Origin of the sequence: Paraburkholderia sp. MM5496-R1 (assembly GCF_050436205.1) — a bacterium.
GTDB lineage: Bacteria > Pseudomonadota > Gammaproteobacteria > Burkholderiales > Burkholderiaceae > Paraburkholderia > Paraburkholderia tuberum.
In genome coordinates this window covers 3,399,841-3,412,145 of the sequence record NZ_JBNDLT010000002.1, presented here as the reverse complement: position 1 = coordinate 3,412,145, position 12,305 = coordinate 3,399,841, and the positions used below count along the sequence as shown (strand labels likewise).

General features: G+C 62.2%; 10 protein-coding genes and 2 pseudogenes. 3 read left to right on the top strand and 9 right to left on the bottom strand.

The genetic code is table 11. The features are described from left to right. Positions 1–38: 38 nt before the first annotated feature. Both OKW38_RS22855 and OKW38_RS22850 read left to right on the top strand, forming a co-directional pair. Positions 39–411, top strand: a pseudogene (locus tag OKW38_RS22855) (integrase); the annotation flags it as partial. Between the two features lie 92 nt (positions 412–503). Further along, a complete protein-coding gene (locus OKW38_RS22850; RefSeq protein ID WP_184023198.1) occupies positions 504–1,037 on the top strand; it encodes a GNAT family N-acetyltransferase in 534 nt (177 codons plus the stop codon). 97 nt (positions 1,038–1,134) lie between these two features. Here OKW38_RS22850 and catB read toward each other — a convergent pair whose 3' ends face one another. The 6 genes and pseudogenes from catB to OKW38_RS22820 all read right to left on the bottom strand — a co-directional run bounded on the left by catB (position 1,135) and on the right by OKW38_RS22820 (position 7,863). Next, entirely contained in the window at positions 1,135–1,776 is a 642-nt protein-coding gene (catB, locus tag OKW38_RS22845) for a type B chloramphenicol O-acetyltransferase (protein WP_429363158.1), read from the bottom strand. A 146-nt stretch (positions 1,777–1,922) separates the two neighbouring features. Further along, positions 1,923–2,474, bottom strand: a complete 552-nt coding sequence (locus OKW38_RS22840; protein ID WP_429363156.1) for a GNAT family N-acetyltransferase — start codon at positions 2,472–2,474, stop codon at positions 1,923–1,925. Positions 2,475–3,030: 556 nt separating this feature from the next. Further along, entirely contained in the window at positions 3,031–3,306 is a 276-nt protein-coding gene (locus OKW38_RS22835) for a hypothetical protein (RefSeq protein WP_429363154.1), read from the bottom strand. 13 nt (positions 3,307–3,319) lie between these two features. Next, complete coding sequence (locus OKW38_RS22830) at positions 3,320–5,179, bottom strand: methyl-accepting chemotaxis protein (protein ID WP_429363152.1); 1,860 nt, start codon at positions 5,177–5,179, stop codon at positions 3,320–3,322. Between the two features lie 53 nt (positions 5,180–5,232). Next, positions 5,233–6,125: pseudogene (locus tag OKW38_RS22825) on the bottom strand (IS30 family transposase). A 472-nt stretch (positions 6,126–6,597) separates the two neighbouring features. Further along, the gene (locus tag OKW38_RS22820; protein ID WP_429363150.1) at positions 6,598–7,863 is read right to left on the bottom strand and encodes a glycosyltransferase family 87 protein; all 1,266 of its coding nucleotides are present in this window, start codon (positions 7,861–7,863) and stop codon (positions 6,598–6,600) included. A gap of 673 nt (positions 7,864–8,536) precedes the next feature. On the opposite strand from OKW38_RS22820, the gene OKW38_RS22815 reads away from it, so the two are divergent. Next, positions 8,537–9,430 carry an alpha/beta fold hydrolase gene (locus tag OKW38_RS22815; RefSeq protein WP_429363148.1) on the top strand — a complete coding sequence of 298 codons (894 nt, stop codon included), beginning with the start codon at positions 8,537–8,539 and terminating at the stop codon, positions 9,428–9,430. Between the two features lie 24 nt (positions 9,431–9,454). Here OKW38_RS22815 and OKW38_RS22810 read toward each other — a convergent pair whose 3' ends face one another. Genes OKW38_RS22810 through gsiD form a run of 3 tightly spaced genes read right to left on the bottom strand, consistent with a single transcriptional unit; the run spans position 9,455 to position 12,302 of the window. Further along, positions 9,455–10,288: a M55 family metallopeptidase gene (locus OKW38_RS22810; protein ID WP_429363146.1), complete on the bottom strand. Its 834-nt coding sequence runs from the start codon at positions 10,286–10,288 to the stop codon at positions 9,455–9,457. After that, the gene (locus tag OKW38_RS22805) at positions 10,285–11,400 is read right to left on the bottom strand and encodes a P1 family peptidase (RefSeq protein WP_429363144.1); all 1,116 of its coding nucleotides are present in this window, start codon (positions 11,398–11,400) and stop codon (positions 10,285–10,287) included. Before OKW38_RS22805 ends, OKW38_RS22810 begins: the two co-directional genes overlap by 4 nt. Further along, positions 11,397–12,302 (bottom strand): glutathione ABC transporter permease GsiD, encoded by a 906-nt coding sequence (gsiD, locus tag OKW38_RS22800; protein WP_187613329.1) that lies wholly within the window; start codon positions 12,300–12,302, stop codon positions 11,397–11,399. Before gsiD ends, OKW38_RS22805 begins: the two co-directional genes overlap by 4 nt. Between the last annotated feature and the right edge of the window lie 3 nt (positions 12,303–12,305).

Genomic DNA, 12,305 nt, shown 5'->3' with positions numbered 1-12,305 from the left:
GCAGACTGATTTTCTCTTCACTTGAAAGGAGAGTCGAAATGGACGCGATCATCGTCGGCAACGTGCCGCGCGTGCCGTGGAACAAAGACAAGCTAACCGGGCAGAAGTCGCCGCTGAAGCTCAAGAAGATTTGGGCCATTCGGATTCGCCTGCAATTGGGGGCGAAAACCCGTGATCTGGCGATGTGCAATCTGGCGATCGACAGCAAACTTCGAGCGTGCGACCTGACAAAACTTCGAGTCCGCGATGTCTGTCTCGGCACACGTAGCGCCCCGGGCGACCGTTATGCAACAGAAAACGCAGCGGCCGGTGCAATTCGAGATCACCGAGCAAACGCGGCATAGCGTGGGAAGCTGGATCAAGGCAGCAGCTCTGTGTCCTTCAGATTTCCTGGTCCCGGGGCGAATACACGCACGCTGTCCGGTCAGGATGAGACATTCGACACACGTTTCTGATTCGTCGACAATCGGTGAATATAGACAAACCTCGACGGAAGGCTTGAGATGATGCTGCGGCCGACAGAAATCCAAATTGAATCAACCCGGCTCTTGATCAAACCGTTCTCGGCCAACGACGCGGATGCTGCGTTCTCGTTCATCACCCCTTCGCTCACCCGTCACATGGCGTGGGAGCCGCCTGCATCCCGGCAGGATTTTGATGGTGTTTGGCGGTCCTGGGTGCCGTCGATTGACGATGGGTCAGACTATGTGTTCGCGATACGTCAACGCGCCGACGGGAGTTTCCTTGGGTTAGCCGGGCTTCACCGCGTCCGCACCGAGAGCCCGGAACTCGGTATCTGGATTCGTGAAGATCGTCATCGAAATGGGTTTGGCTGTGAAGCTGTGACCCTTGTTGCACACTGGGCAACGCGAACCATTGGTTGTGAAAGCTTTACCTATCCGGTTGCCGAAGAGAACCGTCCCAGCCGGCGCATCGCCGAATCGCTAGGCGGCGTCATTGTGGAAAGCCGCGCGACGCCAAAGTACAAGTCTGTGGTTTACAGAATTCCTCGCCAGCCAGTCGCAAGCGAGGTATAGGCGATTCTGCCTGTGGACTGGCTTCCGTCGGGCAAGATCGGTCAGTCAAGGTCAACGCCCAGATCGTCAACTGCATGCGTGTCGGTCGACGCGAGTATTAGCGACCCGATAACGATGAACTGCTCCAGCGTTCATACAATGCTGCGATATCCGTGGCACAGAGCAACTTCATCGACTTGCCGATCTCGTCCAGCGGCCAGTCCCACCAGTTCATCTCGAGGAGCATCCCGATCTCATCGTCCGAAAAGCGCTTTCGGATCGGCTTTGCCGGATTCCCTCCGATGATCGTATAGGGTTCAACGTCCTTCGTGACAACGGCGCAACTCCCGATCACGGCACCGTGACCGATGTGAACACCTGGCATGATCATCGCTTCGGAACCGATCCAGACGTCATTCCCGACAACCGTATCGCCGGCGGGTTCGAATGCATCGCAGGCGTCAGCAAACGCCGGTTTTTCCGTCATGTAGAAGAAGGGAAATGTGGTTACACAATTGTTCCGGTGCCCCTGGTTGCCCGCCATCATGAACGTCGCACCACTTCCGATAGAGCAGAAGCTACCGATGATCAGCCGGTCGACACCTGTGCGGTCTGGCAACAGGTAGCGTGCACAGTCATCAAAGGAGTGTCCGTGATAGTAGCCAGAGTAGTAGCTGTAACGCCCCACGATGATGTTGGGATTGGTTACCTGCTCTGAAAGCGGCTTCCCCTTGAAGGGGCTGTCGAAGTAATTCTTCATCAAGGGACCACGCTGTAGTCTGGGGCGCGTTTATCGTTCGAGCACGCAGGTTACGAGCCGCTGCGTAAATTCGCGACAATCAGAGAGAATTCCGGTCGCTCACGGCGCAGCGTCAAGTTCACATCCTGGCGTCAGCGAGTGGCCATCTACGCCCGACGATCACTTTCGAGCAGCCCGTACAGCGCGCTATCCGACACCTCATCGCCAACTATCCAGCGATCACGCAACAACCCTTCGCGGACAAATCCGAGCCGTTCGAGAAGAAGCGCCGAGGCTACATTTCGTGGGTCGATATCCGCCTCAATCCGGCGTAAATTCAGCGTGCCGAACGCGTGCTCGATCAGCGCGGAAACCGCCTCACTCATATATCCGTTTCCCCAATGCTTGCGTTGCAGACCAAAGCCTATCTCCGCGCGTCGGCATTGCTCGTCTGCATGAAAGAGAGCGCAATCACCGAGCACTTCGCCGGTTGTCTGCAACTCGACTGCACAGATGAAGTCCTGGCCGCCAGCTGACGTCTTCAATTTACGTGCGACTCGATCCGTTGCCTGATCCAGGGACGTCATCGCCGGAAACGAAAAATAGCGCATCGCATCCGCGTCCGACCAGATCGCGAACAGTGGTTGCGCGTCTTCATGACGAAGCGGCCGCAGAACGAGGCGTGGGGTAGTCAGCGTGACGGGATCGAATAATGGCATGACGGGGGCGGGGCACCGGAAATAGATGACCCCATTAGAACATGTGGGCCGAGAGCCAACAACCGCACGCATCGAACCGCGTGGCGGCACAGCCTTTGTGCAGCCACTTTCGCGATTTACCTCTGTCGCTTACGGGTCGCGTGCTGCCGGTGATGACCCGGCACTTGTCGATCGCACAACGATTGGCAAGGTTCGGCCACGAACGCTCCTTCGCAGTCGAATGGCGAACGTCTGCTGATGAGCGACGAGTCGCCACTTGGCGAAGCAAAGGCGACCGACGATTCGTCGGACGAGCCGGCTTCATTTTCAAGCACTGTGCGCGGCGGCTCAGATTTCGATGGCCATTCTGGCCGATAGCGCCGTCCGCTGGAACAGCCGTCCCTGTGCTTCTCGCCATGCCAGTGCTTCCGCAATGGCGAGTTAGCCGCTAAAGCGGTTTGGGTATCGCTGGAAGTCACTTCCAGACAAAAATGGTTATCGCTTCTCACACCAACGCGCGGTTCGCTCGTGTGCATGCGCTCATGCGGACCGATGCGGTCGAAAAAAGTCGACCGGGTTAGGGTCGGCTAAAGATTCCGGCTTCAGAGGGCCACGCCGGAACTTGAGAGAAGTCGGCGGGCAGGGGCACATCGTCCATCAGTGACATGGCCTCTTCAATGCCCTGCCAGAATGACCCGGCGATCCCGGCGCGCTGTAACGTCGTCAGGTGGGGCAAGGCTGCATCGAGAAACCTGCCCAGGACCATCGCCCGCGCGACAAGCGCGCTCACTGTCTTCGTGTTGGCGGTCACGAGCCTGCTGATTCGTTCGAATGCGTCGTTCGCATGGTCCAATTTTCAGATCCGCTCAGAATGCCTGCCAGTCCTCAGCACTGGTGCCGGACGAAGCCAGTGTGTTCCTCTTCGGGGTAGTGAGGGGCGCCGTCTCTCGCCTTGTCAACGCGGCAGGATGGGACGTGAGAACCTTCGGTGCCGGCCGACGCGGTTCGCTCGGCGGGGCAATCACTCGTGACGCGGATGCCCTCCCGTCGTCGACCTTGAAGACGGCCACTGCGTCACGCAACCCTTGGGCCTGCTGGGCCATCGATTGCGCCGCTGCCGAGGCTTCCTCGACCAGCGCGGCGTTCTGCTGGGTCGCCTCGTCCATCTGGGTGACGGCCGTATTGACCTGCCCGATGCCGGTGCTCTGTTCTTCCGATGCTGCCGCGATCTCGCTCATGATGTCGGTCACGCGCTGCACCGACTGAACAATTTCCTTAATCGTGCTACCAGCTTCCTCAACGAGCTTCGAGCCGGCATCTACCCGGGTCACCGATTCGCCGATCAACTCCTTAATCTCTTTGGCCGCCGTGGCGCTGCGCTGAGCGAGCGTGCGGACCTCGCCGGCCACGACGGCAAAACCCCGCCCCTGTTCGCCGGCGCGGGCCGCCTCGACCGCGGCATTGAGCGCGAGGATGTTGGTCTGGAACGCGATGCCTTCAATCACGCTGATGATCTCGGTCACCTTGGCTGAGCTGTCCGAGATCCCGTGCATCGTCTCGACCACGCGTCCGATCACTTCCCCGCCGCGTTGCGCGATACCCGACGCCGTACTGGCCAGCGCGGTCGCCTGCTTCGCGTTGTCGGCGTTCTGGCGGACCGTTGCCGTCAGCTCTTCCATGCTCGAGGCGGTTTCCTCGAGGGATGCGGCCTGCTCTTCCGTGCGCTGCGACAGATCGGTGGTGCCCTGCGCGATTTCGCCTGCGGCGACCGAGATCGACTCGCTGGAGGTCTTGATGCCCTGCACGATGGCCGTCAGCCTGTCCCGCATTTCAGCGAGCGAGTTCATGAGACTAACGCCACCCGAGAACGGTACCTTGACGTCGACCAGGAGATTACCTCTCGCAATTTCCTGTGCGACAGCCGCTGCAACTGCGGGGTCTCCACCAAGTGAGCGACTCACGCTGCGGATGAGTAGCAGCATGACTCCCGACAGCAAGAAACCAACTAAAATTACGGAAGCCAAGCCTTTTATCAGGTCGCGTTCAAACGTTGTGTCAATATCGTCAACGTAGGCACCTGTATATACATGCCAGTCCCACGTCGGCAGATAGGCGCTGTACACCAGCTTATCAACCGGTTTCGTCTGCCCGGGATGTGGCCATTGATACTGCGTCAGGTGATTCGCTCCTGGGTCATTGCTTCTTATGACCTCGAGTGCGACGTGCTTCCCGTTCGGATCAGTCGAGCCGGCGGCGCTCTGATTCTCGAGTTTTGGGTTTGTCGGATTCAGGATTCTGACCGCGTTCGAGTCGTAGATTCCAAAATAACCGCTGCCATCGGCACCATATCGCATCGCCCTAAGCTCCGAAATTGCATTGGATTTCGCCTCCGACTGCGAGATGGCGCCTGAATCAGCTAGCTGCTTCCAGCGCTCAGCGGCGCTCATTGCAGTCTCGACCTCTTGTTGCAGGGCGACTTTGCGTCCCTCCATTAGTGACATCCTGTTGAGCCCTGACTCGGTACCTGCGACCGCCAGAAGGCCGAGAATCAATAAGGCCATCATGGCCCGCAGATTGGCGTTCAGTGTCCGTACTCCCATGTTTTTCTCCGTAGGACTGGTTGACATCATATGTTGCATCGAATAACGTTCATGCAACATTCGTTTACCGGTTATCGACTGAACTGCACAATACTTAAGAGTTTCTGAACGTTTCGCGATCGCCATGACGGACTCACTGGTGAGCCTTGCTACGGCAGGACTCTTGGCGGTCTCAAGAGTCAAGTGCAACGTTTAGCTAATCCGGCTTTCTCTAACTCTTTAGCCATTGCTTCCTCGGGGGAGTCCCAGCCGAGCGTCTGGCGAGGCCGCCCGTTGAGCAATTTGGCGATGTCATTGAGTTGGGTCTGCGAGAGCGTCGAAAGGCCCGTGCCCTTTGGCAGAAACTGACGCAGCAAGCCGTTGCTGTTCTCATTGCTGCCGCGCTGCCAGGGCGCGTGCGGATCAGCAAACCAGATATCGATATTGAGCCGCCTGGAGAGGCTCGACATGGCAGGCCATTTCCATTCCCCGATCGTAGGGCGGGCTCTCGCGAAGAAAGGCCGGCAACTTCTTCATTTGCCGCGAGAAGCCTTCCAGCGCATCCTTGGCCGTACAGCCATCCATGCGGCACAGAATCACGAAGCGCGTCTTGCGTTCGACCAGCGTGCCCACGGCGGAACGATTAAACGCACCCTCGATGAAGTCGCCCTCCCAGTGCCCCGGCAACAACCGTTGCTCGATCTGCTCGGGGCGATATTGGATGCGCAAATCCTCGGGAACATAGCTGCCGCCAGCAAGCGTCGTGCGCCGATTTTCGCGCGCCGGTTTTTCCTGGCGCAAGGCTGCGATCATGGCCGGTTTCAGCGAGCCACGTGCATAGGTGTAAATGGCAGCGTAGACCGTCTCTGCGCTGACGTGCTGACTTGGGTCGTCCGGATACATGGCCCGCAGTTTCGCAGCGATTTGCTGCGACGACCAGCGCCAGTAGATCAAGCGATCATGCACATGCCGATAAAGCGCGCTGCCTTCGATCAACTTGCGCGGCCGCACACAGCGCCGACGACGTCGAAGCGCTGCGCCCCAGCAGCCCTGCAATAGTTCTTATGCTGCCGCCCTTTCGATGTTCGATCATGATCGCCGCGCGTTCTTCCGCACTCAAATGCTTGCCCGCGGAATATCATTCGGCGATGCTCGAACTCACCAATGCCATCCTCGCCACACTCGGCTACGGATCGTCCGGGCGGGACCGACCATTGATCGGCCCAAGTCGGGCCTCGCCCCTTTGAGCGAGCCGGAACGGCCGCTTTTGAATGGGATGAAGACGTTCTCAAAAATTCGCCGAAGGGCTGGAACGGGTCGAACTCGCCCGACTGTAATATGCCCGGTTCGCCGATAAGCTTTCGCTCGCTCATTCCGGCAAATACGCACGCCCGGTGGTATTTTTGGTGGTATCCGTACCGGCAAAATTCCTCAAACCCGCTCAAGCAAAGCGATAGCTGGGGGTTTTTCATTCCGGCCCTGACAATCTTCCCGATTCCCAATCGTCCGGAAGACATCGCCAGTCGCATCTCCCGTCAAAAACCCTTTAGCCACACCGGGATCATTCATCCAGGCTGGTAAGCACGCCCTCGCCGCCTCACTCCCGACGGTGGAAAGTACCTTGCGACACAGAGCCCATAAATGATCAGCGCTGCGACCGTGTAGGACACGAATCGCGCCGCAAAGAACAGCAAGACTACGACGATCGCGGCCAGCAGCATCTCCAGTCTCGGACCGAGCGCCGACAGTTGCCCGCCGCGCGCTTCGAAGGCGGTCCCCAGCAAAATCAGCAACGGAATCAACGCGAGCACCATGTGGATCGGCTCGAGGATCGGATAAGCCACGAGCATCGTCATCGAAGCGAGCGCGTAGTCGATGCGGCTGTCCCGATGGCGGCGAAACACCAGATACGCGGACAGCAGGCAAGCAGCCAGCACCACCGCATGCGAAGCAATCGACAGCAACGTACCGGACACCGGCATGCCGATCGTCGCCGATAGCGTCTGCAGCGCGCCCCTCACGGCATTGTTCATCGGCGCGCCGCCACCGCTCATCGCCAGTGCCATGCCGTTCAGGCGCGGCATGTCCGACACGAAGTAGTGCCACAAAACGTCGAAGCCGAGGCGCGCTCCGGTGATCAACGTCAACGCAATCGCAACGACGCTCGCCATCACGAACGTCCGCCATTCGCGACGCAGCAACAGCAGGCCGGCGACGGCCACGGGCGTGAGCTTGATCGCGATCGCAAAGCCAAGAAAGAGTCCAGCGGCATAACCTTTGCGACGCTCGATCAGCGCGAAAGTCGCAATCAACAGGAAGAACAGCAGTTCGTTCGATTGGCCGTCGTAGGTATCTTCGACGAGCGGAAAGCTCAGCAGCGCGACCGCCACCAGCAGCAGGTTCACGCTGCGCTCCGTGCCGCGGTACGCCATCGTGACGACGAGATACAAAGCCACCGAGAACAACACGATCGACGCACTCACCCAGACGATTTTCGCGGCGAGCGGCGTCAGCAGCGCGAGCGGCGCAAACACCAGCGCGAACTGCGGCGGGTAGGCGTAGAAGATGTCGTCGCCCGTCGAGCGCGCGCCGATGCCCTGCAAAAACGCGATGAGCGCGTCGTGGTCGTACAGGCGCGCCGGGTCATGCAGCACGACGTTGAAGGCGTACAGGTAGAAATTGAAATCGCCGAAGGCGTCAGGGACGTTGCCACGAAACTTCGCGACGACGTGAAGGATACGCAGCGCGAGGCAGGCTATCGCAATCAGCAAAAGGAGCGCGGCACCCGCGCCGAAGTTCGACCTGGTCCGTACGGCGCCTGCGTTGAACATGGTGTCTCTCCGCGGTACGTCAATCAACGTGGGAGTTGCTGCGCCCATGAGACCCGCGCTAGCGGGGGCGTACCAGCAGACCATGTCGCCGGTATGGTCCGGGGATGGCCGGCATGGCCAGCCATGCCGGCTTCGTGCCGGACGACCGGACAGAGACTACCGATTCGCAAAAATCGATCTGTGCGCTCGCCCACACGAGACCGACCAATGTCGGGAACTTCGGCGCGCGAAGATCGTTCGTCGGCGGCGAATCGCCGTGTTCGCCGCGGAATACCACGCGTCGCGCCGATCGGCGCTTATCGGCTCGCGGCCCCCCATGCCAGCGCGCGCAACCTCGCGGCGTCGCTTGATCACGTAGCCGCCCCACATCAGCACGAGCCATGCCGGCACCAGCCACACCGAGATCGACAAGCCCGGCGTCAGCGCCCCTGTGTTCGCCGCATGTCGCCGCTGGGCGTGGAACGCTGTCGAAGGCAGCGCTGTGGCAGATTGCACGGCTGACCGTACGGTCCGGTCTGGCAAAACCGCTAACTTTACCCGACCGATATTCCTCTGACATTCGGAGCCGCCCGCTTCGTTCTGCGCCGCACTTAAGCGCGCGGATTGTGATTGTCACGGGGATCGCGCCCGGGTATGTTGCCGAAGTCCACTTTTCACGCTGCGGAGCTTCACTATGTTGGCCAAACGTCTGCTTTGCGCCGCCGTGTTGTGCCTCAGTTTCGCGGGCGTCAGTCCGTCCGCGCTCGCGCAGACGGTGCCCGCCGCCCAGCAACCGGCCGATGACGCCGCGTCGCAGGCAAGCGGCCAGCCTGCGCCAGCGCCTGCCCCCGCTACTGCCAGCAAGCCGCCTGCCGCCGCGCTCGGCGGCCCGGTGCGCAACATCGTGCTCGTGCATGGCGCGTTCGTCGACGGATCGAGCTGGAACGGCGTGGTCGCGAAGCTGCAGCAAAAGGGTTATCACGTGAGCTCGGTGCAGAACCCGCTGACCTCGCTCGCCGACGACGTCGCCGCGACCCGCCGCGTGCTCGATCGCGAGAACGGTCCGGTGCTGCTGGTCGGGCACTCGTGGGGCGGCGTCGTGATCACCGAGGTCGCCGCGAACGCGCCGAACGTCGCCGGGCTCGTGTATGTCGCCGCGCTTGCGCCGCAACTGCACGAATCGGCGATGGACGTGATGAAGGCCGGCGGGCCGATGCCGGCCGGCCAGAGCATCAGCAAGGACGCGAACGGATTTTTGTGGATCGACCGCGCGCGCTATCACGCCGATCTCGCCGCCGACGTGCCCGAGACCGTCGCACGCGTGCTCGCCGCCGCGCAGGTGCCGATCGCCGCGAGCGCATTCGACGAACCGGTCGATCAGGTCGGCTGGAAGGACAAACCATCGTGGTACGTGCTGACGACGAAAGACCACGCGGTGTCGCCCGATCTGCAGAGAATGATCGCCGCGCGCATCGGCGCGAAGGTGGTGCCGATCGCGTCGAGCCATCTCGCGCCGGTGTCGCACGCCGGGGCGGTAGCGGAGGCGATCGATCACGCGGCGCGCGAGTTGAGCCGGCAGCAGCAGTAAGCCGGCGGCTCGACGCCGCGCGGCTCAGCGCAGCATGAACGACATCGCCGACAGACCGTTCAGCATCCGCACCGCATGCTCGGCCGACGCCGCAGTGAAGCGCAACGTCACGCCATCGACGCGCGTAAGCGTCGGCCATTGGCAGAACAGATCGGCGAGCCCGCTCGTTTGCACGCGCAGTTCGCAGTCGATCGTTCGCGGCTCCGCGCGCGTCGCGGCAGGCGCGCGGCCCGCTTCGACATGCTGACGGACCACGTCGCGCGCGGCGGCCCGCAGCGCCTCGCGCACGCTCGCGGGCGACCGCGTGACGCCGCTTGCTTGCCCGGTCGCGGTCTTCGTGACGACGAAACGCGCGCCGGGAAAACACGGCGCGGTTTCCTCGGCGAACACGTCGTCACCCGATAAAAGCACCACACGCGCGCCATATTCTTCGGCGAGCGCACCGTACAGCCCCGCTTCGCCCAGCTCCACGCCGTTGAACGCCACGCGCGCGAACGCGAAGCTGTTGATCGTGTGCGCGAGGATGCCGCGCGTTTGCGCCTTCGCGTGATAGCCGATCATGAAGACCAGCGCCGCACCGTATTCGAGCCCGGCCATCATGCCCAGCGTGCGCGGCTTGCCGAGCACGAGCTGGGCGCGCGGATCGAGCAGATCGGGCAGCAGGTTGCGAAAGCCGCCGTGCGAATCATTGACCCACACGTCGGTCGCGCCGCCCGCGAACGCGCCTTCGATGGCCGCGTTGGCTTCGAGCGTCATCCAGCGTCGCGCGGCTTCGTATTCGCCGTTGCCCGCGCGCGTCTGCTCGGCATGGAACACGCCGGCGATGCCTTCGATGTCGGTGGAGATCAGGACTTTCATCGCACGGAATTCCTCAGCAAGTGGGCAAGGTCCGGCACGCTGTCGCGCAGCGACAGCCGCCGATGACCGTCGCGACCGGTGACCGACTCGGCGCTCCACAATGCATCGACGATCGCCTGCTCGACGCTGTCGGCGCAGGCGCGAAACAGCGGGTCCATACAGTGATCCGCGACCAGCGGCGGCAGCGCGACGAAGTCCGCGCCGTGCGGCACCGTGTACGCGGTCGAAAACGCCAGCGCGATATCGCCGCTGCCGTGGCCGTACACCGAGCCGGTGCGCGCGAGACCGGCCGCCGCGCGCAACGACAGGCGTTTCAGCTGGCGCGCGTCGAGCGGCGCATCGGTCGCGACGATCATGATGATCGAGCCTTGCTCGGGTTGGTCGGGGGTCGCATTAGCAGCGGCACTGGCAGCATTCGACGCCTCAGCGACGGCCGCGCGTTCGGCCAGCATGCGGCCGAGCGGCGTGCCGTCGATCGTCAGCATCGGCAGACGGCCGAAGTTGGCAAGCACGAGCGCGCCAACGGTGTAGTCCCGGCCCCCCGCACTGAACACGCGCGACGCAGTGCCGATGCCGCCCTTCAGATCGAAACACGACATGCCGCGCCCCGCGCCGAGCGCACCGCTCGCGACATCGGCGCTTGCCGCGTCGAATGCTTCGTTGAAATGCCGTTCGGTCACGGCAAGCGCCTGAATGTCGTTCAGGTAGCCGTCGTTGCACTCGAACACGAGCGGATTGAGCGTCGACCATTCGCGGCCGATGCGCGGATTCGCGCGAATCGCCGCGCGGATCTGCGCCTGCGCGACCGTACCGACGCCGAAGGTGTTGGTCAGCGCGATCGGCGTCTCCAGCGTGCCGAGTTCGTCGAGCTGCACGAGCCCGACGCTCTTGCCGAAGCCGTTGATCACCGACGCGGCGGCCGGCACCTTGTCGACGAACGGATCGCCGCGATGCGGCCGGATCACGGTCACGCCGGTTTGCAGCGCGCCTTCGGCAAGCGTGCAATGACCGACGCTGACGCCGTCCACGTCGGCGATCGTGCCGAGCGCTCCGGCCGGCAACGTGCCGATATGCGGCGCGCGCTCAGCCGAATGATGGTTGCTCATGCTCATGGCCGATCCAGCTTCGGATCGAGCGCGTCGCGCAGACCGTCGCCGAGCAGGTTGAACGCGAGCACGGTCAGGAAGATAGCGAGGCTCGGAAACAGCGCGATGTGCGGCGCGGTCACCATATCGGCGCGAGCTTCGTTGAGCATCGCGCCCCACTCGGGCGTCGGCGGCTGCGCGCCCAAGCCGAGAAACGACAGGCTCGCCGCCGTGATGATCGACGTGCCGATGCGCATCGTCAGATACACGACGACCGACGAAATCGTGCCCGGCAGAATGTGCCGCGCCATGATCGTCCAGTCCGACGCGCCGATGCTGCGCGCCGCCTCGACATAGGTGAGCTGCTTGAGCATCAGCGTATTGCCGCGCACGAGCCGCGCGAACGCCGGAATGCTGAAGATCGCCACGGCGCAGATCACGTTGATCATGCCGTTGCCGAGAATCGCGACCACGCCGATCGCGAGCAGAATGCCGGGGAACGCGAACAGCACGTCGGCCACGCGCATTGTGATGCGATCCCACCAGCCCTCGTAGTAACCGGCAAGCAGACCGAAGAACGTGCCGATCACCGCGCCGATCGCCACGGACAGAAAGCCTGCCTCGAGCGAAATGCGCGAGCCGACGAGGATGCGGCTGAAGATATCGCGGCCCAGCGAATCGACGCCGAACCAGTGCGCGGCCGACGGCCCCGCGTTCAGCGCGTCGTAGTCGAAGAAATTCTCGGGGTCGTACGGCACGATATGCGGCGCGATGATCGCGACCACGATCAGCAGCAGCACGAACACGCCGGCGGCCAGCGCGACATGCTGCTTGCGAAACTTGCGCCAGAACTCGCTCCACGGTGTGCGGATCGCGCGTTCGGAGGCAGTGGGAGTGGCCGCATTCGGCCCGGTGGCGGTGGTGCTCATGCG

What these genes read in the sequence shown, in the direction of transcription:
- catB (WP_429363158.1), bottom strand. Translation starts at nt 1,776, where the DNA reads ATGAAGAATTACTTCGACAGCCCCTTCAAGGGGAAGCCGCTTTCAGAG.
- OKW38_RS22815 (WP_429363148.1), top strand. Translation starts at nt 8,537, where the DNA reads ATGTTGGCCAAACGTCTGCTTTGCGCCGCCGTGTTGTGCCTCAGTTTC.
- OKW38_RS22830 (WP_429363152.1), bottom strand. Translation starts at nt 5,179, where the DNA reads ATGGCGATCGCGAAACGTTCAGAAACTCTTAAGTATTGTGCAGTTCAG.
- OKW38_RS22805 (WP_429363144.1), bottom strand. Translation starts at nt 11,400, where the DNA reads ATGAGCATGAGCAACCATCATTCGGCTGAGCGCGCGCCGCATATCGGC.
- OKW38_RS22820 (WP_429363150.1), bottom strand. Translation starts at nt 7,863, where the DNA reads ATGTTCAACGCAGGCGCCGTACGGACCAGGTCGAACTTCGGCGCGGGT.
- OKW38_RS22850 (WP_184023198.1), top strand. Translation starts at nt 504, where the DNA reads ATGATGCTGCGGCCGACAGAAATCCAAATTGAATCAACCCGGCTCTTG.
- OKW38_RS22840 (WP_429363156.1), bottom strand. Translation starts at nt 2,474, where the DNA reads ATGCCATTATTCGATCCCGTCACGCTGACTACCCCACGCCTCGTTCTG.
- gsiD (WP_187613329.1), bottom strand. Translation starts at nt 12,302, where the DNA reads ATGAGCACCACCGCCACCGGGCCGAATGCGGCCACTCCCACTGCCTCC.
- OKW38_RS22810 (WP_429363146.1), bottom strand. Translation starts at nt 10,288, where the DNA reads ATGAAAGTCCTGATCTCCACCGACATCGAAGGCATCGCCGGCGTGTTC.